This is a genomic window from Microlunatus ginsengisoli, assembly GCF_039537205.1.
Lineage (GTDB): Bacteria > Actinomycetota > Actinomycetes > Propionibacteriales > Propionibacteriaceae > Microlunatus > Microlunatus ginsengisoli.
Genome location: NZ_BAABAB010000052.1, coordinates 1 through 18,029, shown reverse-complemented (window position 1 = coordinate 18,029; position 18,029 = coordinate 1). Strand labels below are relative to the sequence as shown.

General features: G+C 70.2%; 18 protein-coding genes. 5 read left to right on the top strand and 13 right to left on the bottom strand.

The window, feature by feature from the left end; genetic code table 11:
• Positions 1-1,527 (bottom strand): glutamate--tRNA ligase, encoded by a 1,527-nt coding sequence (gene gltX / locus ABD747_RS25205; RefSeq protein ID WP_344809913.1) that lies wholly within the window; start codon positions 1,525-1,527, stop codon positions 1-3.
• Positions 1,528-1,558: 31 nt separating this feature from the next.
• Complete coding sequence (locus tag ABD747_RS25200; RefSeq protein WP_344809912.1) at positions 1,559-2,359, bottom strand: fumarylacetoacetate hydrolase family protein; 801 nt, start codon at positions 2,357-2,359, stop codon at positions 1,559-1,561.
• Between the two features lie 41 nt (positions 2,360-2,400).
• Between ABD747_RS25200 and ABD747_RS25195 the strand changes: the two genes are divergently transcribed.
• Positions 2,401-3,687, top strand: coding sequence for a thymidine phosphorylase (locus ABD747_RS25195; RefSeq protein ID WP_344809911.1), 1,287 nt, complete (start codon positions 2,401-2,403; stop codon positions 3,685-3,687).
• A gap of 20 nt (positions 3,688-3,707) precedes the next feature.
• Here the strand turns inward: ABD747_RS25195 and ABD747_RS25190 are convergent, their stop codons facing one another.
• The 5 genes from ABD747_RS25190 to ABD747_RS25170 form a co-directional block, all read right to left on the bottom strand.
• Positions 3,708-4,730: an ABC transporter substrate-binding protein gene (locus ABD747_RS25190; protein ID WP_344809910.1), complete on the bottom strand. Its 1,023-nt coding sequence runs from the start codon at positions 4,728-4,730 to the stop codon at positions 3,708-3,710.
• A gap of 178 nt (positions 4,731-4,908) precedes the next feature.
• Positions 4,909-6,561: a citramalate synthase gene (cimA, locus tag ABD747_RS25185; protein ID WP_344809909.1), complete on the bottom strand. Its 1,653-nt coding sequence runs from the start codon at positions 6,559-6,561 to the stop codon at positions 4,909-4,911.
• A gap of 725 nt (positions 6,562-7,286) precedes the next feature.
• On the bottom strand, positions 7,287-8,372 hold the full coding sequence (locus tag ABD747_RS25180) for a branched-chain amino acid aminotransferase (protein WP_344809908.1): 1,086 nt from the start codon (positions 8,370-8,372) through the stop codon (positions 7,287-7,289).
• 22 nt (positions 8,373-8,394) lie between these two features.
• Positions 8,395-8,895 carry a hypothetical protein gene (locus tag ABD747_RS25175; protein ID WP_344809907.1) on the bottom strand — a complete coding sequence of 167 codons (501 nt, stop codon included), beginning with the start codon at positions 8,893-8,895 and terminating at the stop codon, positions 8,395-8,397.
• 92 nt (positions 8,896-8,987) lie between these two features.
• Positions 8,988-9,239, bottom strand: coding sequence for an SCO4226 family nickel-binding protein (locus tag ABD747_RS25170; protein ID WP_344809906.1), 252 nt, complete (start codon positions 9,237-9,239; stop codon positions 8,988-8,990).
• A 120-nt stretch (positions 9,240-9,359) separates the two neighbouring features.
• Between ABD747_RS25170 and ABD747_RS25165 the strand changes: the two genes are divergently transcribed.
• On the top strand, positions 9,360-10,391 hold the full coding sequence (locus ABD747_RS25165; RefSeq protein WP_344809905.1) for an AraC family transcriptional regulator: 1,032 nt from the start codon (positions 9,360-9,362) through the stop codon (positions 10,389-10,391).
• A 15-nt stretch (positions 10,392-10,406) separates the two neighbouring features.
• Complete coding sequence (locus ABD747_RS25160; protein ID WP_344809904.1) at positions 10,407-11,495, top strand: 3-isopropylmalate dehydrogenase; 1,089 nt, start codon at positions 10,407-10,409, stop codon at positions 11,493-11,495.
• Positions 11,496-11,768: 273 nt separating this feature from the next.
• Here the strand turns inward: ABD747_RS25160 and ABD747_RS25155 are convergent, their stop codons facing one another.
• Genes ABD747_RS25155 through ABD747_RS25130 form a run of 6 tightly spaced genes read right to left on the bottom strand, consistent with a single transcriptional unit; the run spans position 11,769 to position 16,499 of the window.
• Positions 11,769-12,650: a 5-oxoprolinase subunit C family protein gene (locus ABD747_RS25155; protein WP_344809903.1), complete on the bottom strand. Its 882-nt coding sequence runs from the start codon at positions 12,648-12,650 to the stop codon at positions 11,769-11,771.
• Positions 12,647-13,306, bottom strand: coding sequence for a 5-oxoprolinase subunit B family protein (locus ABD747_RS25150; protein WP_344809902.1), 660 nt, complete (start codon positions 13,304-13,306; stop codon positions 12,647-12,649). The genes ABD747_RS25155 and ABD747_RS25150 overlap by 4 nt, the downstream gene beginning before the upstream one ends.
• Positions 13,303-14,073 carry a LamB/YcsF family protein gene (locus ABD747_RS25145; protein WP_344809901.1) on the bottom strand — a complete coding sequence of 257 codons (771 nt, stop codon included), beginning with the start codon at positions 14,071-14,073 and terminating at the stop codon, positions 13,303-13,305. Before ABD747_RS25145 ends, ABD747_RS25150 begins: the two co-directional genes overlap by 4 nt.
• Positions 14,070-15,389, bottom strand: a complete 1,320-nt coding sequence (locus tag ABD747_RS25140; RefSeq protein ID WP_344809900.1) for an MFS transporter — start codon at positions 15,387-15,389, stop codon at positions 14,070-14,072. Before ABD747_RS25140 ends, ABD747_RS25145 begins: the two co-directional genes overlap by 4 nt.
• Before the next feature lie 30 nt (positions 15,390-15,419).
• Positions 15,420-16,277 (bottom strand): aldo/keto reductase, encoded by an 858-nt coding sequence (locus ABD747_RS25135; RefSeq protein WP_344809899.1) that lies wholly within the window; start codon positions 16,275-16,277, stop codon positions 15,420-15,422.
• Between the two features lie 60 nt (positions 16,278-16,337).
• Positions 16,338-16,499 (bottom strand): hypothetical protein, encoded by a 162-nt coding sequence (locus ABD747_RS25130; RefSeq protein ID WP_344809898.1) that lies wholly within the window; start codon positions 16,497-16,499, stop codon positions 16,338-16,340.
• A 138-nt stretch (positions 16,500-16,637) separates the two neighbouring features.
• On the opposite strand from ABD747_RS25130, the gene ABD747_RS25125 reads away from it, so the two are divergent.
• Positions 16,638-17,201, top strand: coding sequence for an O-methyltransferase (locus ABD747_RS25125; protein ID WP_344809897.1), 564 nt, complete (start codon positions 16,638-16,640; stop codon positions 17,199-17,201).
• Positions 17,202-17,423: 222 nt separating this feature from the next.
• On the top strand, positions 17,424-17,948 hold the full coding sequence (locus tag ABD747_RS25120) for a hypothetical protein (protein ID WP_344809896.1): 525 nt from the start codon (positions 17,424-17,426) through the stop codon (positions 17,946-17,948).
• The last annotated feature ends 81 nt before the right edge of the window (positions 17,949-18,029 follow it).

The window sequence follows — 18,029 nt, the reverse complement described above, 5'->3', positions numbered from 1 at the left end:
TCAGGCGTCCCCGCGGACCGCGGCGCCGTCGATGCTCGCGGCGGCGGCCGCGATCCGGGCCAGTGCGGAGGTGCGGCCGAGCAGCTCCAGCGACTCGAACAGCGGCGGCGAGATGCGCTTGCCGGTGACCGCGGCGCGGACGGGTGAGAAGGCGAACTTGGGCTTCAGGCCGAGATCGGCGATCAGCGCCTGGCGCAACGCGGCCTCGATCTCGGTGTGGGCGAACGGCTCGACCTGCGCGAGGGCGTCGGCGGCCGCCGACAGCACCGGCGCGGCATCGGCACCTGGGGCGACCGCGGGGTCGACGGTGAGTTTCTCGTCGGTGACGAACAAGAACGCGAGCATGTCGACGGCCTCGGACAGGGTCTGGATCCGCTCCTGCACCAGCGGCGTCGCGGCGGCCAGCTTGGCGGCCTCGTCCGGCAGCGGCGGGTCGCTGACCAGACCCGCGGCGACGAAGAACGGCACCAACCGCTCGGTCAGCTCGTCGGCACTGATCGACCTGATGTGCGAGGCGTTGATCGCCTCACACTTCTTCGGGTCGAACCGGGCCGGGTTGGCGTTCACCCGGCGGATGTCGAAGGCGTCCACCATCTCGTCCAGGGTGAAGACGTCCCGGTCGTCCGCGATCGCCCAGCCGAGCAGCGCCAGGTAGTTCAGCAGACCCTGCGGCAGGTAGCCGCGTTCCATGTACTCGGCCAGACCGCTGCCCTTGTCCCGTTTGGAGAGCCGCCGGTTGCCCTCGCCCAGCACGGTCGGCAGGTGGCCGAAGATCGGAATGGAGCCGTCCCCCATGCCGAGCGCGTTCAGCGCCCGATAGACCACGATCTGGCGTGGCGTCGAGGGCAGCAGGTCCTCCCCGCGAAGCACGTGGGTGATCTTCATCAGCGAGTCGTCGACCGGGTTCACGAGCGTGTACAGCGGCTCGCCGTTGCTGCGGACGATCACGAAGTCGGGTACGTGCGCGGGCTCGAAGGTGACCTCGCCGCGGACCAGGTCCGCGAACGTGATCGGGTCCTCGCCGACCCGCATCCGGACCACGAACGGGGTACCCGCGGCCTGTTTCTCGGCGACCGTCTCGGCGGGCAGGTCGCGGCAGAAGCCGTCGTAGCCCGACGGCGCACCCTGGGGCCGGGCCGCCTCGCGGGCCTCGATCTCCTCGCGGGTGCAGAAGCAGCGGTAGGCGTGACCGGCGTCCAGCAGCTTCGGCACGATCTCGGCGTAGGTGTCCAGCCGCTCGGTCTGCAGATAGGGCCCGTACGGGCCGCCGACCCCCGGGCCCTCGTCCCAGGTCAGGCCGAGCCAGTTCAGCGAGTCGTAGACGACGTCGTAGGCGGCGTCGAGGTTGCGCGCGGCGTCGGTGTCCTCGATCCGCAGCACGAACGTCCCCCCGTAGTGCCGGGCGAAGACCCAGTTGAACAGGGCGCTCCGGACGTTGCCGACGTGCAAGTTGCCCGTCGGCGACGGTGGGAAGCGGACCCGGACCTGTTCGGGTGCGATTCCGCCGAGGACGTCTTCTTCGTTCACGAGCTCCCTGTTCTGCGAGGACCGGCCGTGCTCACAGCCGGGTGACCAGATTGGTCAGCGTACCGATGCCGTCCACGGTGACGCTCACTTCCTGGCCCGGCAGCATCGGCCCGACTCCGGCCGGCGTCCCGGTCAGGATCACGTCGCCGGGCAGCAGCGTGGTGAAGCTGGAGATGTAGACCACCAGCTCGGTGATCGAGCGGACCATCAGCGCAGTTGAGCCGTGCTGGCGGACCTCGCCGTCGACGGTTGTGGTGATGGTCAGGTCGCCGGCCTCGGCCAGCGTGTGGTGGGTGCTGATCCACGGCCCGAGCGGGCAGAAGCCGTCGTACCCCTTCGCCCGCGCCCACTGGCCGTCCGACTTCTGCAGGTCCCGCGCCGTCACGTCGTTGGCCACGGTGTAACCGAAGATCACCTCGGCAACCCGCTCGGCCGGCACCTCCTTGCAGATCCGGCCGATCACGACCGCGAGCTCACCCTCGTAGCTCAGCTCGTTGGTGGTCGGCGGGTAGCCGATCGGGTCGCCCGGCCCGATCACCGACGTATTCGGCTTGAAGAAGATCAGCGGGGTGGCCGGCACCTCGTTGCCCAGCTCGGCGGCGTGAGCGGCGAAGTTGCGGCCCACCCCGACCACCTTGCTCCGCGGGATCACCGGCGCCAGCAGCCGGACGCTGTCCAGCTCGCGCCGCTCCCCGGTCAGCTGCACGGGCCCGGCGAGCGGATCGCCGGTCAGCGCCGACACCGTCTCCGGGTGCGAACCACCGTCCTCGGCGAGCTCGACCACGCCGTACTGCGGGTCACCTCCGGCCACGGCATACCTCGCTACACGCACGCCCTCAACTTAGTCGGCGGACAGCACGGAATACTCGTGGCATGAGTCACGAGCCGTACAGCGTCGTCGAACTGATCACCGCGAAGCGGGACGGCGGGACGCTTTCCGGGGAGCAGGTGGACTGGCTCATCGACGCGTACGTCCGCGGCGTGGTCGCCGACGAGCAGATGTCCGCGCTGGCCATGGCGGTGTTCTTCCGTGGCCTGGAACCGGCCGAGCTGGCGCGCTGGACCGCGGCCATGATCGCCTCCGGCGAACGGCTGGACTTCTCCGGGCTGTCCCGGCCGACCGCCGACAAGCACTCCACCGGCGGGGTCGGCGACAAGATCACCCTGCCGCTGGCTCCACTGGTGGCCGCCTGCGGCGTCGCGGTGCCCCAGCTCTCCGGCCGCGGGCTCGGCCACACCGGCGGCACCCTGGACAAGCTGGAGTCCATCCCGGGCTGGCGCGCCGAGCTCTCCAACGCCGAGATGATGGCCCAGCTCGAGAGCGTCGGCGCGGTGATCTGCGCGGCCGGGGCCGGGCTGGCGCCGGCGGACAAGAAGCTGTACGCCCTGCGCGACGTGACCGGCACGGTCGAGTCGATCCCGCTGATCGCCTCCAGCATCATGAGCAAGAAGATCGCCGAGGGCACCGGCACGCTGGTGCTGGACGTGAAGGTCGGCTCCGGCGCGTTCATGAAGTCGCACGAGCACGCCGACGCGCTGGCCCGGACCATGGTCGGGCTGGGCACCGACGCCGGGGTGAGGACGGTCGCGCTGCTGACCGACATGTCCACTCCGCTCGGGCTGACCGCCGGAAACGCGCTGGAGGTCGCCGAGTCGGTCGAGGTGCTGGCCGGCGGCGGGCCGGCCGACGTGGTGGAGCTGACGCTGGCCCTGGCCCGGGAGATGCTCGCTGGGGCCGGGCGGGACGACGTCGACCCGGCGGAGGCGCTCGCGGACGGCCGCGCGATGGACGTCTGGAAGGCGATGATCCGGGCCCAGGGCGGCGATCCCGACGCGGCCCTGCCGACCGCCCGGGACACCGAGACGATCACCGCCGAGGCCGACGGCGTGCTGACCAGGCTGGACGCGCTCGCCGTCGGGGTCGCCGCCTGGCGGCTCGGCGCCGGACGGGCCGCCAAGCACCACACGGTCCAGGCCGCCGCCGGGGTCGAGCTGCACGCGAAGCCTGGCGACCGGGTCCGGGGCGGTCAGCCGCTGCTGACTCTGCACACGAACACGCCGGAGCGGTTCGGACCGGCGCGGGAGTCGCTGGCTGGGGCGTACGAGATCGCCGACGCGCCGTCGGAGGCACGTCGGTTGATCCTGGACCGGATCAGCTGACCGGCTTCGCCGCAGCACCATCAGCTGAGCGGCTTCGCCGCGGAGACCCACCCGGCCAGCTGGTCGACGTAGGCCGCCTGGGTGACGTAGTCCATCGCGGTCGACAGCCACGGGTGCACCTGGCCGGCCTTGGCCGCCGGTGTCGCCGCGAAGGTGGGCTGCTTCATCAGCCGGGCCTTGTCGAAGCCCTCCGGCGAATACAGCACGAGGTCGCCGCCGATGCTGTCGTAGTCCTCCCAGCTGACGATGTCCCAGTAGTAGTTCTTCGTCTTGGGCTCGACGAACCGCAGGCCCAGCGAGGCGTAAAGGGTCAGCGTCGGATCGTCGCCGGCCTTGGCGACGTAGACATTGCCCGCCTCGGCGTACATGGTTTGAACGGTGACGCCATTGGCGGCGGCCGCGGTCAGCTTCGCGGTCGCGGCGTCGTACGCCCGCTTGCCGTCGGCGAGCGGGCCGGCGTCGGCTGACGCGCCGAGCGCCACGATCAGGTCGGCCGTCCGCTCGATCACCCGGGCACCGTTGCCGACTATCGCGATGGTGACGATGGGGGCGATCTTGGCCACCTTGTCCTGCTGGGCCAGGTCCGCGAAACCGTAGAGCGGGGCAGAGCCGTCGACCGCACCGCCGGTCTTGCTCGGGTAGCCCTGGGTGACGATCAGGTCCGGCGCCATCGCGGCCAGCTTCTCCAGGTCGATGTCGCCGTAGCTCGCGTCGACGTCGGTGATCCCGGCGACATCGAAGCCGGTGAAGCGCTGATCGGTGTCCAGGTTGGTCCGACCGAACACGCCGGCGGGCCGGACACCGTAGGCCAGCATCGACACCGCGACATCGGTCAAGGCGACGACGGTGGCCGGCCGGTGGTCGAGGGTGACCGTCTTGCCCAGGTCGTCGGTGAAACTCCACGGGCCGTCGGCGACACTGCCGGTCGCAACCGGCGGCGAGGAGCTCGGTGTGGACGCGGCACAGCCCGCGGTCAGGGTCGGGCCGGCGCTCGCCAGCAGGGCGACGAGCAGTGTGAGCAGGCGGGTCGTGCGGGCAGGCATGACACTCTCGCTTTCGAGTTAGGTTCGCCTACCCTAACAATAGCCGCCGCGAGCCCGCGCCGGGGCGGAGCCGAAATCCGGCCATGGATGGAAAGTGTTGCTTGCGAAGCCGCGCCGGACCACTAATTTCCCGCCGCGGCCGGATACTGCGCTCCGGGCGCAACGGCCCGAACGGTCGTCAGACGCCGGCCGGCACCGGTTGCGCGGGAGCCGTCGGCGACGACGCCAGCTGAGCTGCGACCCGGGCGTCGGTGTGCAACAGGCCGTAGACGTACGACTCGACCAGGGCCTCCCAGGAGGCCTCGATGATGTTCTGCCCGACCCCGACCGTGGTCCAGCCACGACGGCCGTCGCTGGTGGTGATCAGCACCCGTACGGTCGCGTCCGTGCCGTGCCCCTGGTCCAGAATTCGCACCCGGTAGTCGACCAGGGTCAGCTTCTCGATCATCGGGTACGCCGGGGCCAGGGCCAGCTGCAGGGCGTGGTCGAGGGCGTTGACCGGGCCGTTGCCCTCGCCCACCACCCGCTGGCTCTGACCCCGGGCCGTGATCTTGACCGTGCACTCGGTGTCGGTCTGCTGATCATGGGTCAACTGCGTGAACACCCGCCACGAGTGCACCGTGAACAGTTCGGGGAGATCCCCCAGCTCACGGCGCAGCAGCAACTCGAAGCTGGCGTCAGCGGCCTCGAACGTATAGCCGGCTGCCTCGGCCTCCTTCACCTTCTCCGTCACCCGAGCCGCGAGGTCGCGGTCGGACAGGTCGAATCCCAGTTCCTCGCCCTTGAGCTGGATGTTGGCCCGGCCGGCCATGTCCGAGACCAGCATCCGCATGTCGTTCCCGACCACGGCGGGATCGATGTGCTGATAGAGGTTGGGATCCACCTTGATCGCGCTGGCGTGCAGCCCCGCCTTGTGGGCGAAGGACGACAGACCAACATAAGGTTGACGAGCGCTGGGTGGCACGTTCGTCACCTCTGCGATGGCGTGCGCGAGGCGGGTGGCCTCTTGCAGCGCGCCGGCCGGGAGAAGCGGCCAGCCGTACTTGAGCTCGAGATTGGCAACCACCGAGACGAGGTCGGCGTTGCCGGTGCGCTCGCCGTAGCCGTTCACGGTGCCCTGAACATGCATGGCGCCCGCGTCGACCGCGGCAAGGGTGTTGGCGACCGCGCAGCCGGTGTCGTTGTGGCAGTGGATGCCGAGCTGGACGCCCAGCTCGGACACCTCGGCGACGATCTCGCCGACCCACGGCGGCAGCATCCCGCCGTTGGTGTCGCAGAGCACGACCACCTCGGCGCCGGCGCCGGCGGCGGCCGCGACGCACTCCAGGGCGTAGCTGCGGTTCTCCAGGAACCCGTTGAAGAAATGCTCGCAGTCGACGAACACCCGCTGGCCCTCGGCCCGGAGGTGGCTGACCGTGTCGGTGATCATGTCCAGGTTCTCGGCGAGCGTGGTCCGCAGCGCCTGCTCCACGTGCCGGTCGTGGCTCTTCGCGACGACGCAGGCCACCGGCGCGCCGGAGTCGCGCAGCGCGGCGGTCAACGGGTCGTCGGCCGCCCTCATGCCGACCCGGCGGGTGAAGCCGAATGCCACTAGGGTCGCGTTGCGGAGCACCAGGTCTCCGTGTGCCATGGCCTGGAAGAACGAGGTGTCGCTCGGATTGGCACCGGGCCAACCGCCCTCGATGAAGCTCACCCCCAACTCATCCAGATAGCCGGCGATGGTGAGCTTGTCGGTCACCGAGAGGTTGAGGCCCTCCTGCTGCGAGCCGTCACGCAGGGTGGTGTCGTAGACGTGGAACTCTGCGGGTTTCGGCCTGAGGCGGAGGGGCATCGGGTTTCCTTAGTCTGGGGAAAGTTCCTGGTCATGAAAAAACCTCTCGCGTGGACACGAGAGGTTTGCGCGCTGACCGGTGCTCAGCGCGCTACGAAATAATCACCGCCAGGAACTGCACGGGCCCATTGTTACCCAGACATTTCCGAAAAGCCAGAACGTTAGGACGCGCGAGTTGTTTCCCGCGTCGCGCTGCGCCGCGCCCACGGCGCCGCAGGCAACTCGGGGTACGTTGGTCGCGCTTCACGCGTGCGGCTCGACGAGCGACGTGGGTGGAACTCGCCCGAAGACGGGCCCGCCCCCCAGGACCGCAGCCGTCTGCCGCGGCTCGCCCTCTCGGGCCGTCTTCGCGCGCTTTGACCCCATTTCGCGCGACCCGCTCGACGAGCGAAGTAGGTGGAACTCGCGCGAAGACGGGCCCGCCGCAGGACTGCGGCCGGCGGCCGCACTCGCCCCTTGCCGCCCAGGACCGCGACCCGATACCGCGGCCCGCCCCCGCTCATCTCCGCGCGCTTTGACCCCACTCCGCGCGACCCGCTCGACGAGCGAAGTAGGTGGAACTCGCGCGAAGTGGTCCATAGCGCAGGGTGCGGGCGAACTCGCGCGAAGTGGTCGACCGCGAGCGAAGACGGGCGAAGCGTTTCGACCGCGGCACGACCGTCCCGCTGCGGGCTGCGGGCGCGGGCGCGCGGAAGCCCGGCCCGGAGGCCGCCACAGCCCGAGACTCAGAGCACGCGGGTGAGCCAGCCGCGGCTGTCCTCCGCGCGGCCGTACTGGATGTCCAGCAGGGTGTTCCGCAGCGCGGTAGTGATCTCGCCGGTGCCGCCGCCGGCCACCGTGTAGACGTCGTCGCGCAGGTGCAGCTCGCCGATCGGAGTGATCACCGCCGCGGTCCCGCAGGCGAACAGCTCGGTCACGAAGCCGCTACCGATCCCCTCCAGCAGCTCGGGCACACTCACCCGGCGCTCCACCGGTGTCAGCCCGAACTCCTTCGCCAGATCGAGGATCGAGTCGCGGGTGACGCCTTCGAGGATGGAACCGGACAGCTCCGGGGTGATCAACTCGTGGTCGGCGGTGATCAGGTAGACGTTCATCCCGCCGAGTTCCTCCAGCCACTGGTGCTCGGCGGCGTCGGCGAACATCACCTGGTCGCAGCCGTGCTCCGCGGCCTCCTGCTGGGCGATCAGGCTGGCGGCGTAGTTGCCACCGCACTTCGCCGCGCCCGTGCCGCCGGAGGCGGCCCGGGTGTACGTCATCGAGACCCAGATCTTGACCGGGTTCACCCCGCCGGCGAAGTAAGGCCCCGCCGGGCTGGCGATGCAGCAATAGGTCACCCGACGCGCGGCCCGGACACCGAGGAACGCCTCCGAGGCGAACATGAACGGGCGCAGATACAGGCTCTGTTCGCCGGTCGAGGGCACCCAGGCCGCATCCGCGGCGACCAGCGCCTCGATGCTGCCGAGGAAGTCGTCGGGCTCGAGCACGGGCAGGGCCAGCCGGTTCGCCGACCGGACGAACCGTTCGGCGTTCTTCTCCGGCCGGAAGAGCCAGACGCTGCCGTCCGCGTGCTGATAGGCCTTGAGGCCCTCGAAGACCTCCTGCGCATAGTGCAGGACGGCAGTCGCGGGGTCGATGCTGAACGGGCCGTACGGCACGATCGCGGAGTCGTGCCAACCGTCGGCCGAGGTCCAGGTCGCCACCGCCATGTGATCGGTGAAGTTGAGCCCGAAGCCGGGGTCCGCCATGATCGCCGCCCGCTCGGCGTCGCTTCGCGGACGGGGATTGGCGCGGAGTTCGAACGGCAGGCTCATGGCCGGATTATAGGACGTCCTACTAACTGCGGTCCGCCCTTGCCCGGGCACCGGACGCCCCGCGCGAACCGCGTGACCGCGGTGACCGGCGGGACGCATGAGACCTCAGCGGCCCGGGCGATCCGCCCGACCGCCACGCCCGGTGCCGACGGACCGGGCTCTGGTCGGCGCCGAAACGGCAGGGAGTCGCGTAGCGGATCACCTCCGCCTCGACGAACTCCTGCCCGAGCCGATGGGCCAGCGCCACCCGATGATGACCATCGGAGACGAAATAGAGCCCACCCAGCTCGAACAGTGACACCGGCGGGAAGTCCCCGCTGGGATAGGCGTCCTCGAGCGCGGCCAGCCGGCGGCTCAGGCCCAGCCGCTGCGGCCGGAACCGGCGGTCGAAGTCGCACGGCCGATCAACCGATCCGACGATCCGGCTCAGAGCGACGACCTGGGTTGCGGCGAACGACCTACCCGCGGCGTGCAGTTGACCGACCGCATCGTCCAGGGCCGGGATGTACTCAGATCCGAACACGACACCCTCCTCTCTCTCATTCCCGGCGCCGCGCCGGCCCTCCATCCGGACCAAGCGGTGGAGGACTCGGCGCGACGACGCGGCGGGCGGGACTACGCGGCCTCGACGGTCAGCTCGTACAGCTCGTCGGCCGGATGCCCGGCTCGGGCGTGGATCCGCTCGACCGCCTCCCGGCTCGGCCCGCTGACCAGGCAGAACACCTTGCCCGCGACCGGATCCAGCCAGGCGCGCTGATAGCTGACGCCCTCCTCGGCCTGGATCGCGACGTCGAGCTGGTGCGCGGCGTCGAACTGCTCCTGGGTCACTCCGTGAAATCCGGCGTGGACATCCATGAACATGGGCATGTTCGGACTCCTTCTGTTGTTGTACGTCGGCAGCTGGTGGCCGACACCGCCGCTGTGGCGGTTCGAGTTCCACTATCGGCACGGAGACGGCGGCACACCATGATCGATAGACCGCGCGGGATGATCGAGACGACGGATTCGGTCCGGAGCGTTCCGGGCGCCGCCGACTGCCGGCCGGAGGACCCGTTGTCGGTGCTGCCGCAGGTGCTAGGCATGGTGCGGCTCAGCGGCGCGATCTTCTTCCGGGCGGATTTCCACGCTCCCTGGGGCTACTGGTCGCCGCCGACGGTCGAGCTGGAGCGGGCGCTGCCGCCCGGTCGCGGCAGCCTGGTGATGTTCCACATCGTCGTCGAAGGGACGTTCTGGATCACCATGCAGGACGGCACCCGCGCGTTGGCCGTTCCGGGCGACGTGGTGGTGATGCCGTACGCCGACGCGCACACGATGCGCTCGGCCGACGACACCGACCTGGTCTCGATCGCGAGTCTGCTGCCGCCGATGCCGTGGACCGAGTTCCCCCGGATCGACTACGGCGGCGACGGCGCCCCGACAGCACTGGTGTGCGGCTTCCTGCGCGGCGACGCGGTGCTGTTCGATCCGGTGCTGCGCGCCCTGCCGTCGATGTTCGTCGTGCATCCGACCGGGCCGGCGGCCAGTTGGGTCTGCGCCAGCGTGGACTACGCGATGCATGCGACCGGAGCCCTGCCCCGGGTCGGCAGCCAGGACCAGCGGCTGTCGGAGCTGGTGTTCACCGAGGTGCTGCGGATCTTCCTGACCGAGTGCGACGCGCTCGAGCTGACCGGCTGGCTGGCAGCTCTCCGCGATCCCGTGGTCGGACCGGCTATCGCCCTGATCCACGCCGCACCGGCCCGTGCCTGGACCGTCGAGGGTCTCGCCCGGGCCGCGATGACCTCGAAGACCGTGCTCGTCGAGCGCTTCAACTCCCTGCTCGGACGGCCGCCGATCCGCTATCTCACCGAGTGGCGGCTGCGGCTGGCCTCGGGCCTCCTCCGGACCACGACGTTCAGCGTCGCCGAGGTCGGCGCCCAGGTCGGCTACTCCTCGGAGGAGGCGTTCAGCCGGGCGTTCAAACGAGCGCTCGGCGCGGCACCGACCAGGTGGCGGTCGGAAGCACCGCCCACCGGCTGGTAGCACTAGCATGCGCGGATGACCACAGCGCCCCAAGACAGCCCCGCCGAGCGAAGCTCGTACGACCTGGCCGTGATCGGCGGCGACGGTATCGGGCCCGAGGTGGTGGCCGAGGGGCTGAAGGTGCTGGAGGCGCTCGACCTGCCGGCCAAGTTCTCGATCACCTCCTACGACCTGGGCGCGGAGCGCTGGCAGCGGACCGGCGAGGTGTTGCCGGACTCGGTGCTGTCGGAGCTCGCCGCCGCCGACGCGATCCTGCTGGGTGCGGTCGGTGCCGCGCCGGGTGGCAAGACGGTGCCGAGCGGGCTGCTCGAGCGCGGGCTGCTGCTCAAGCTGCGGTTCGCGTTCGACCACTACGTGAACCTGCGGCCGAGCAAGCTCTATCCCGGCGTGCCGACTCCGCTCGCGGACGGCGTGGTGAAGGACAAGGACGTCGACTTCGTCGTCGTCCGGGAGGGCACCGAGGGGCTGTACGTCGGCAACGGCGGCGTCGTCCGGGCGGGCACTCCCGCGGAGATCGCGACCGAGGTGAGCATCAACACCGCGTACGGCGTCGAGCGAGTGGTGCGGGATGCCTACGAACGAGCCCGCAAGCGCCGCGGCAAGCTCACGCTGGTGCACAAGCACAACGTGCTGGTGCATGCCGGCGGCCTGTGGCGCCGCTGCTTCGAGACCGTCGGCGAGGAGTTCGGCGACGTCACGACCGACTACCTGCACGTGGACGCCGCGACCATCTTCTTGGCCACCGACCCGGCGAGGTTCGACGTGATCGTCACCGACAACCTGTTCGGCGACATCCTGACCGACCTGGCGGCGGCGGTCACCGGCGGTATCGGGCTGGCCGCCTCCGGCAACATCAACCCGAGCGGTGCGTATCCCTCGATGTTCGAGCCGGTGCACGGCTCTGCGCCGGACATCGCCGGTCAGGGCAAGGCCGATCCGACCGCGACGATCCTGTCGGTCGCCTTGCTGCTCGACCATCTCGGGCTGAACGACGCCGCCCGCCGGATCGAGCAGGTGGTCACGGCCGACATCGCGGCACGACCGGGGCTGGCCGGCCCCCGCTCGACCACCCAGGTCGGCGACGCGATCGCCGCGGCGGTCTGACGATTCGCGGAGCCGCGATCTGAGTAAAACCCGACCCGAGAATCGGCCCTGGCCCGACCGCTGAGCGTGGGAAGCCCGCCTGAGGCCATTCGAGTGTCGAGAATTACTCAGAACAGTGCTGCGATGGCGATCATGACCTCGTCGCGGAGCAGGCGGGCGCAGGTGCTCGAGCCGTTGTGCGGCCATGGAGCCGTCACGCTCCGAGATCGTCGCGCCACCGGCTCCATCGCTACGCTCCCGCCAGTCACTATCGCGTGTTCGCGAGCCGAACGGTTACCGCACCGTCAGCAGAATCTCCTGACCGGGTGCGGCCTGGGCGAGCCGATCGACGTCCGCCGCAGCGATCACGCCGACCACCGGGTAGCCGCCGGTGACCGGATGATCGGCGAGGAACAGCACCGGCTCCCCCCCGCTCGGGATCTGGATCGCGCCGCGGACGACGCCCTCGCTGGGCAGGTCGGCGCCCTGCTTGTCCGAGCGGTACCGCACCTGTCCCCCGGTCAGCCGGACTCCGACCCGGTCGCTGTCCGAGCAGACGGTCCAGCGCGTCCGGGTGAGCTCGGCGAGGTCGGCCAGCCAGTCGTCGCGAGGTCCCGGGATGACGTGGAGTCGCAGCGGAGTGCCGGCGATCGGCTCGACCGGCGCCTGGTCGACTGACGGAAACGCCGCGGGCGCCGGACCGATTGGCAGCACGTCGCCGGCTTCGAGCCGGGCGGGACCGAGCCCGGAGAGTACGTCGGTCGATCGCGAGCCGAGCTCGGCCGGGACGTCGATCCCGCCACGGACCGAGAGATAGCTCCGCAACCCGGAGGTGGGGCTGCCCAGAGTCAGCGTCTCCTTGTGCCGCAGTCGGAAGGGCGCATCGAAGCCGATGCCTCGCTCCGAGCCGCCCTTCGCGTGGACGGTTGCCGGCGCCGGCGCGCCGGTGAGAGCGACCAGCAAATCCCCGCCGGCCCGCACACTGAGGCCGCCGAAGGTCACCTCGATCGCAGCGTACGTCTCGTCCTGGGCGAGCAGCCGCGCACCGAGCGCGAAGGAGCGCCGATCCGCCGCGCCCGATCGGCTCACCCCGAGGTCTGCCAGACCTGGCCTGCCGGTGTCCTCGACGAGCGCGAGCGGACCAGTTTCCAGCACATCGAGGCGCCGGCGGGTCATCCGGGGCTCGCGTCGACGAAGCGGACCCGTGCACCTGGGGCCAGCAGCGCGGCCGGGTCGCGGCGGGTGTCCCAGACCTCGAGCTCGGTCCGGCCGAGCAACTGCCAGCCACCGGGCGAGGACCTCGGATAGACCGCACTGAACTCACCGGCGAGCGCGACCGAACCTGCGGGCACCGCCGTGCGCGGCGAGTCGCGCCGCGGCACCCGCAGCCGTTCGTCGCCGCCGACCAAATAGGCGAAACCGGGGGCGAACCCGCAGAACGCGACCTGCCAAGGCGTGCCCGTGTGCGCCGCGATCACCTCGGACTCGTCCAACCCGGTTCGCGCGGCAATCTCGGCCAGATCGTCGCCGTCGTAGTGCACGGGAATCTCGATCGGATCGCCGTCGTCCGTGGTCCGATCGGCATCCGCGGCGAGATCCACGGCCACCAGCGCCCGGCGGAGCCGGTCCAGGTCGTCTGCACCGCACCGGTCGGCCAGCCCGACCAGCACCGTGCGCGCGGCGGGCACGACGTCGACGACCCGGGCAAACCCAGGCTCCGCGTTCCCGACGGCTGCCCGAATCCACCTGGACGCCGCCATCACCTGACCCAGGTCGGCCAGCTCGACCAGCACCGCGCGCTCGCCGCAGCTGCGCAGCACGGGACCGCTCACCTGGCGAAGCTCCGTACCTCGACCCCCGCGGCCAGCAGCCGGTCACGGACCGCGATCGCCATCGCTACCGCGCCCGGGGAGTCGCCGTGCACGCACACCGATCCCGCGCTGACCTCGACGTCGGTTCCCTCCGCCGAACGGACGACGCCGGAATCGACCATCCGCAGCACCCGGTCGGCGACGTCGTCCGGGTCGGTCAGGAGCGCTCCCGACTGCGAGCGCGGGACGAGCGTCGCCGAGGCCGTGTAGCCGCGGTCCGCGAACGCCTCGCCGACCGTCGACAGGCCCGCCTCGGCAGCCAGCCCGAGCCAGGCCGAACCGGGCAGCCCGAGCACCGGGAGCGTACGGTCGTAGGCCAGCACGGCCGCGACCACCGCAGCGGCCTGCTCTTCGTCGTGCACGATCCGGTTGTAGAGCGCGCCGTGCGGCTTGACGTAGCGCACCGCCGAGCCGGCGATCCGGGCGAACGCGTCCAGCGCGCCCAGCTGATAGAGCACGTCGTTGGTCAGGCTGTCCGCCGGTACGTCGATCGAGCGCCGGCCGAAGCCGGCCAGATCGCGATAGCTGACCTGAGCCCCGATCACCACCCCTCGCTCGGCGGCCCGGCCGCAGACCCGGCGCAGGATGTCGGGATCGCCGGCGTGGAACCCGCAGGCCACGTTGGCGCTGGTGACCACCTCCAGCAGGGCGTCGTCGTCACCGAGCCGCCAGATCCCGAAGCCCTCGCCGAGGTCGCTGTTGAGGTCGATCGTGCGTCCCGCCGTCACCGGGGAGCCGCCTCGGCGCTCAGGTCGGCCTTCGAGGTCTCCGGCGCGACGAACACGCAGACGATGGTCACCAGCAGCATGGCGACCGCATAGATCGAGACCACGACGGAGGTGTCGAACCGGTCCAGCAGGGCGACCGAGATGATCGGGGCCAGGGCGCCGCCGAGGATTCCGGCCAGCTGATAGCCCATCGAGGCGCCGGTATAGCGCACCTGGGTCGGGAACATCTCGGCGATGAACGCGGCCTGTGGGCCGTACATCGCGGCGTGGAAGATCAGCGCCACCACGGCGGCGAGCATGATCAGCACGAACTGGCCGGTGTCGATCAGGGCGAAGAAGACGAACACCCAGACCGCGGCACCGATCGCGCCGGCCAGATAGACCGGCCGGCGCGCGATCCGGTCGGAGAGATGGCCGAAGAACGGGATGGCGACCACCTGGATGGCGGCCGCGATCAGCACGGCGTTCAGCGCGTACTCCCGGGGCAGGCCCAGATAGGTCGCGATGTAGGTGGTGATGAACAGCACGAACGTGTAGAACGCGACGTCGACGCCGATCCGGGCGCCGATCGCCAGCAGCACCTGCTTCGGATAGCGGCGCAGCACCTCCACCACCGGAGCGTCGGCCTTCGCCTCGCTCGCCTCCACGGCCGCGAACATCGGGCTCTCCGCGATGGTCAGGCGGATCCACAACCCGACCAGCACCAGCAGCCCGCTGAGCAGGAACGGCACCCGCCAGCCCCAGGACAGGAACGCCTGCTCGGAGGTGATCGCACCCATCACCGACAGCACTCCGTTGGCCAGCAGCAGCCCGATCGGCACGCCCACCTGCGGCCAGCTCGCGTTCAGCCCGCGGCGATCGGACTGCCCCGACTCCAGCGTCATCAGCACCGCGCCGCCCCACTCCCCGCCCAGGCCGAGCCCCTGGACGAATCGGAGCAGCACGAGCAGCAGGGGCGCGCCCACCCCGAGCACCGCGTACGTCGGCAGCAGCCCGATCGCGAACGTCGAGATGCCCATCAGCAGCAGGGTCACCACCAGCACGTTCTTGCGGCCGAGCTTGTCGCCGTAGTGACCGAAGACCACACCGCCCAGCGGCCGGGCGATGAAGCCGACGGCGTACGTGGTGAACGCCAGCAGCGTGCCGACCAACGGTTCGAAGCTGGGGAAGAACAGCTTGTTGAACACCAGCGCGGCGGCGGTGCCGTAGATGAAGAAGTCGTACCACTCCAGCGAGGTGCCGATCAGGCTGGCGACGACGACCTTGCGCACCGACGACGGTGCCGGAGTTGCCGCTGGGCTGCCGGGCTCGGACATCGCTGCCTCCCGATCGGATCCGAGCGCGGCTCAGACGAACAGCGGTTCCAGGCCCCAGGCTCGTTCCAGCTCGGTCATCTCCGCCTCGCCGGGCCGGTGCTCGAACCGTTCGGCGGCGTCGACGACCTTCGGCAGCAGCCGGATGTCACTGGCGGTGTTGAGGAAGACGCCCGGCCGGCCGAGCACCCAGTGCACGGCGAGGTCGATCGCGCTCTGGTCCTGCAGCGGCTCGTACCAGGTCGTGGTGGTCTGCTCCTTGTCACCCCAGGGCGCGCGGGTGATCGACTTGATCGTCTGGACCGCGACCCGGCGCTCCTCGCAGATCTCGACCAGCTCCTCGAAATCGGCCAGGTACTTGTCGTTGCGCGTCATCGGGTAGTTGTACGGCAACAGCACCGAGGCGAAGTCGAACTCCGCCAGGGAGCGGATGTGCTGCCGGGCGACCGTGACGCCGTGGCCGGTGACGCCGATGTTCGTGGCCAGGCCCTCGTCCCGGGCCCGGACGACCGCCTCCAGCGCGCCACCCGGCGCATAGACCGTCTGCCACTCGTCCTCGTCCACCAGATTGTGCAGCTGGATCAGGTCGACGTGATCGGTCCGCAACCGCTCCAACGACCGGTTGATCTCGGCCCAGGCCGCCTCGCTGGTCCGCTCGCCGGTCTTCGTGGCCAGGAAGAACTGGTCCCGATGCTGCTCGACGAACGGCCCGAGCCGGAGCTCGGCATCGCCATAGCTCGCCGCGGTGTCGATGTGGTTGATCCCGCGCTCGGCGACGTAGGCCATCGTCTCGTCGGCGTCGCGCTGGTCGACAGCGCTGAACGCGGCCGCGCCGAAGATGATCCGAGTGCTGTCGTGGCCGGTGCGTCCGAAAGGCTGGAGGGGGATCATCACGCCATTGTGCTACGCGGTGTTTCCGGACTCGCATCCGCACCGCGCCCCGCCCGGGGATCAGGAGCGGTCGTCGGCCTTGGACTGCTCTTCGTGGGCGAGGATCACGGCGGGTACGACCGAGTGCGGCTTGCGGGCGCGGCGGCGCGGCTGGTCCTCGCCGGTGGGGCGCTGACGAGCGGCTTGCTCGTCCGTCCAGGCATCGGGGTACATCTCGTACATGATCTTCATCCACGGTCGTCGGAACTGGGTCGAGAAAATACTAGGACGCACGACTATTCGGCGCGATCGAGTTTCCGGCGAGGTCTTACATCGTGGACATGGTGTCCACGAACGGCGTATGTGACAGACCCTGCTGGGGTGAGCGCACCGCCCGAGCTTCCCCCGCTGGTGGTCCGCGCGCTGCGGATGTCGCTGGAGCGGGGGTACGTCCAGACCTCGCGCAGCGAGACCGGCCGGCTGCTCGCCACCCTCGCGGCGACCCGGGCCGGGACCATCGCGGAGTGCGGCACCGGCTGCGGCGTCGGCGCCGCCTGGCTGCGCAGCGGGGCACCCAAGGACACCCGGGTGATCACCGCCGAGCTGGATCCGGAGCTCGCCCACGGCGTGATGGTGATGTTCGCCGACGACGACATCGACGTCATGCACGCCGACTGGACCAGCCTGGCCCAGCACGCCCCGTTCTCGCTGATCTTCTTGGACGCCGCCAGCGCCAAGTCCTGGCCGCGCGAGGACATCATCGACCTGGTCGAGCCCGGCGGGATGATCGTGCTCGACGACTTCGTACCGTCGGCGGGCTGGCCGCCGATCGCCGGTGGCCGGGTGGACGTCGTCCGCCAGCAGTGGCTGGCCGACGACCGCTTCACCAGCGTCGACGTGATGGTCGCCGAGGACACCTCGGTGATCATCGCCGTCCGGCGCTGACTCTGCCCCGCCCTTGCCAGCCGCGCCCGTCGTCATTGCCGGCTGCGCCCCGGCGCCGTGGCTACCCATCTTCGCGCTCTTTGCCCCCACTTCGCGCGGCTAGCTTCACGCGCGAAGCAGGTCGAAGGCGAGCGAAGATGAACCCGGCGAGTGCTCGACGTCGCCGGACGACAAGTCGCGAACGCACGAGGCGGAGGGCGCGGGCAACATAGGGTGGGGCTCATGTCTCTCCCGAAGCCCGCCCGCGTGCTGATCGGGATCGTCGCCATGGCCGCGTTCGTCGGGGTGGTGCTGCTCGTGCTGGTCCGGCACGCCGGCGGCTGGGGCGTGCCGTATTTCTCCTTCACCTCCGACCGCGGGTCGCCGTGCAAGAACACGCTGACCGGCTATGTCTGCACCCCGCTCGACCTCGCCGACGTGGAGTACTGGGCCGATGTCGAGCTGCCCGGATCGACGGTGGTGAAGGAGGGGACGTACACGGCGACGCACGACTACCAGCTCAGCGCCTCGCTGCTCGTGCCGGCCGCCGACGCCGACGCCGCGCTCAAGTCGCTGCAGGCCTCGTTCGGCAAGTGCGGGTCGGCCCCCTCACCGATCGACACGACGGGGCTCAAGTCGGTCTGCGTGATGGCCAACGACGACGCCGTCACCCAGTCCGACCAGGCCAGCAGCCGGCTCTGGGTGGTCGGCACCGGCCGGACGGCCGACGGGAACCTGGTGGTCGGGATGACCATCAAGTCCCGCTGACCCCTGATCACGGGGCCACTAGTGGTGTGTCTGTGAATTAGCAAGGTATTCTTGGTAGACTGGCCGTGTGGTGGCTACGGC

Excerpts from the sequence above, each read along its gene's own strand:
- ABD747_RS25170 (WP_344809906.1), bottom strand. The coding sequence starts at position 9,239 with ATGCCCATGTTCATGGATGTCCACGCCGGATTTCACGGAGTGACCCAG.
- ABD747_RS25180 (WP_344809908.1), bottom strand. The coding sequence starts at position 8,372 with ATGAGCCTGCCGTTCGAACTCCGCGCCAATCCCCGTCCGCGAAGCGAC.
- cimA (WP_344809909.1), bottom strand. The coding sequence starts at position 6,561 with ATGCCCCTCCGCCTCAGGCCGAAACCCGCAGAGTTCCACGTCTACGAC.
- ABD747_RS25155 (WP_344809903.1), bottom strand. The coding sequence starts at position 12,650 with ATGACCCGCCGGCGCCTCGATGTGCTGGAAACTGGTCCGCTCGCGCTC.
- ABD747_RS25195 (WP_344809911.1), top strand. The coding sequence starts at position 2,401 with ATGAGTCACGAGCCGTACAGCGTCGTCGAACTGATCACCGCGAAGCGG.
- ABD747_RS25165 (WP_344809905.1), top strand. The coding sequence starts at position 9,360 with ATGATCGAGACGACGGATTCGGTCCGGAGCGTTCCGGGCGCCGCCGAC.
- ABD747_RS25190 (WP_344809910.1), bottom strand. The coding sequence starts at position 4,730 with ATGCCTGCCCGCACGACCCGCCTGCTCACACTGCTCGTCGCCCTGCTG.
- ABD747_RS25135 (WP_344809899.1), bottom strand. The coding sequence starts at position 16,277 with ATGATCCCCCTCCAGCCTTTCGGACGCACCGGCCACGACAGCACTCGG.
- ABD747_RS25120 (WP_344809896.1), top strand. The coding sequence starts at position 17,424 with ATGTCTCTCCCGAAGCCCGCCCGCGTGCTGATCGGGATCGTCGCCATG.
- ABD747_RS25160 (WP_344809904.1), top strand. The coding sequence starts at position 10,407 with ATGACCACAGCGCCCCAAGACAGCCCCGCCGAGCGAAGCTCGTACGAC.
- ABD747_RS25130 (WP_344809898.1), bottom strand. The coding sequence starts at position 16,499 with ATGTACGAGATGTACCCCGATGCCTGGACGGACGAGCAAGCCGCTCGT.
- ABD747_RS25140 (WP_344809900.1), bottom strand. The coding sequence starts at position 15,389 with ATGTCCGAGCCCGGCAGCCCAGCGGCAACTCCGGCACCGTCGTCGGTG.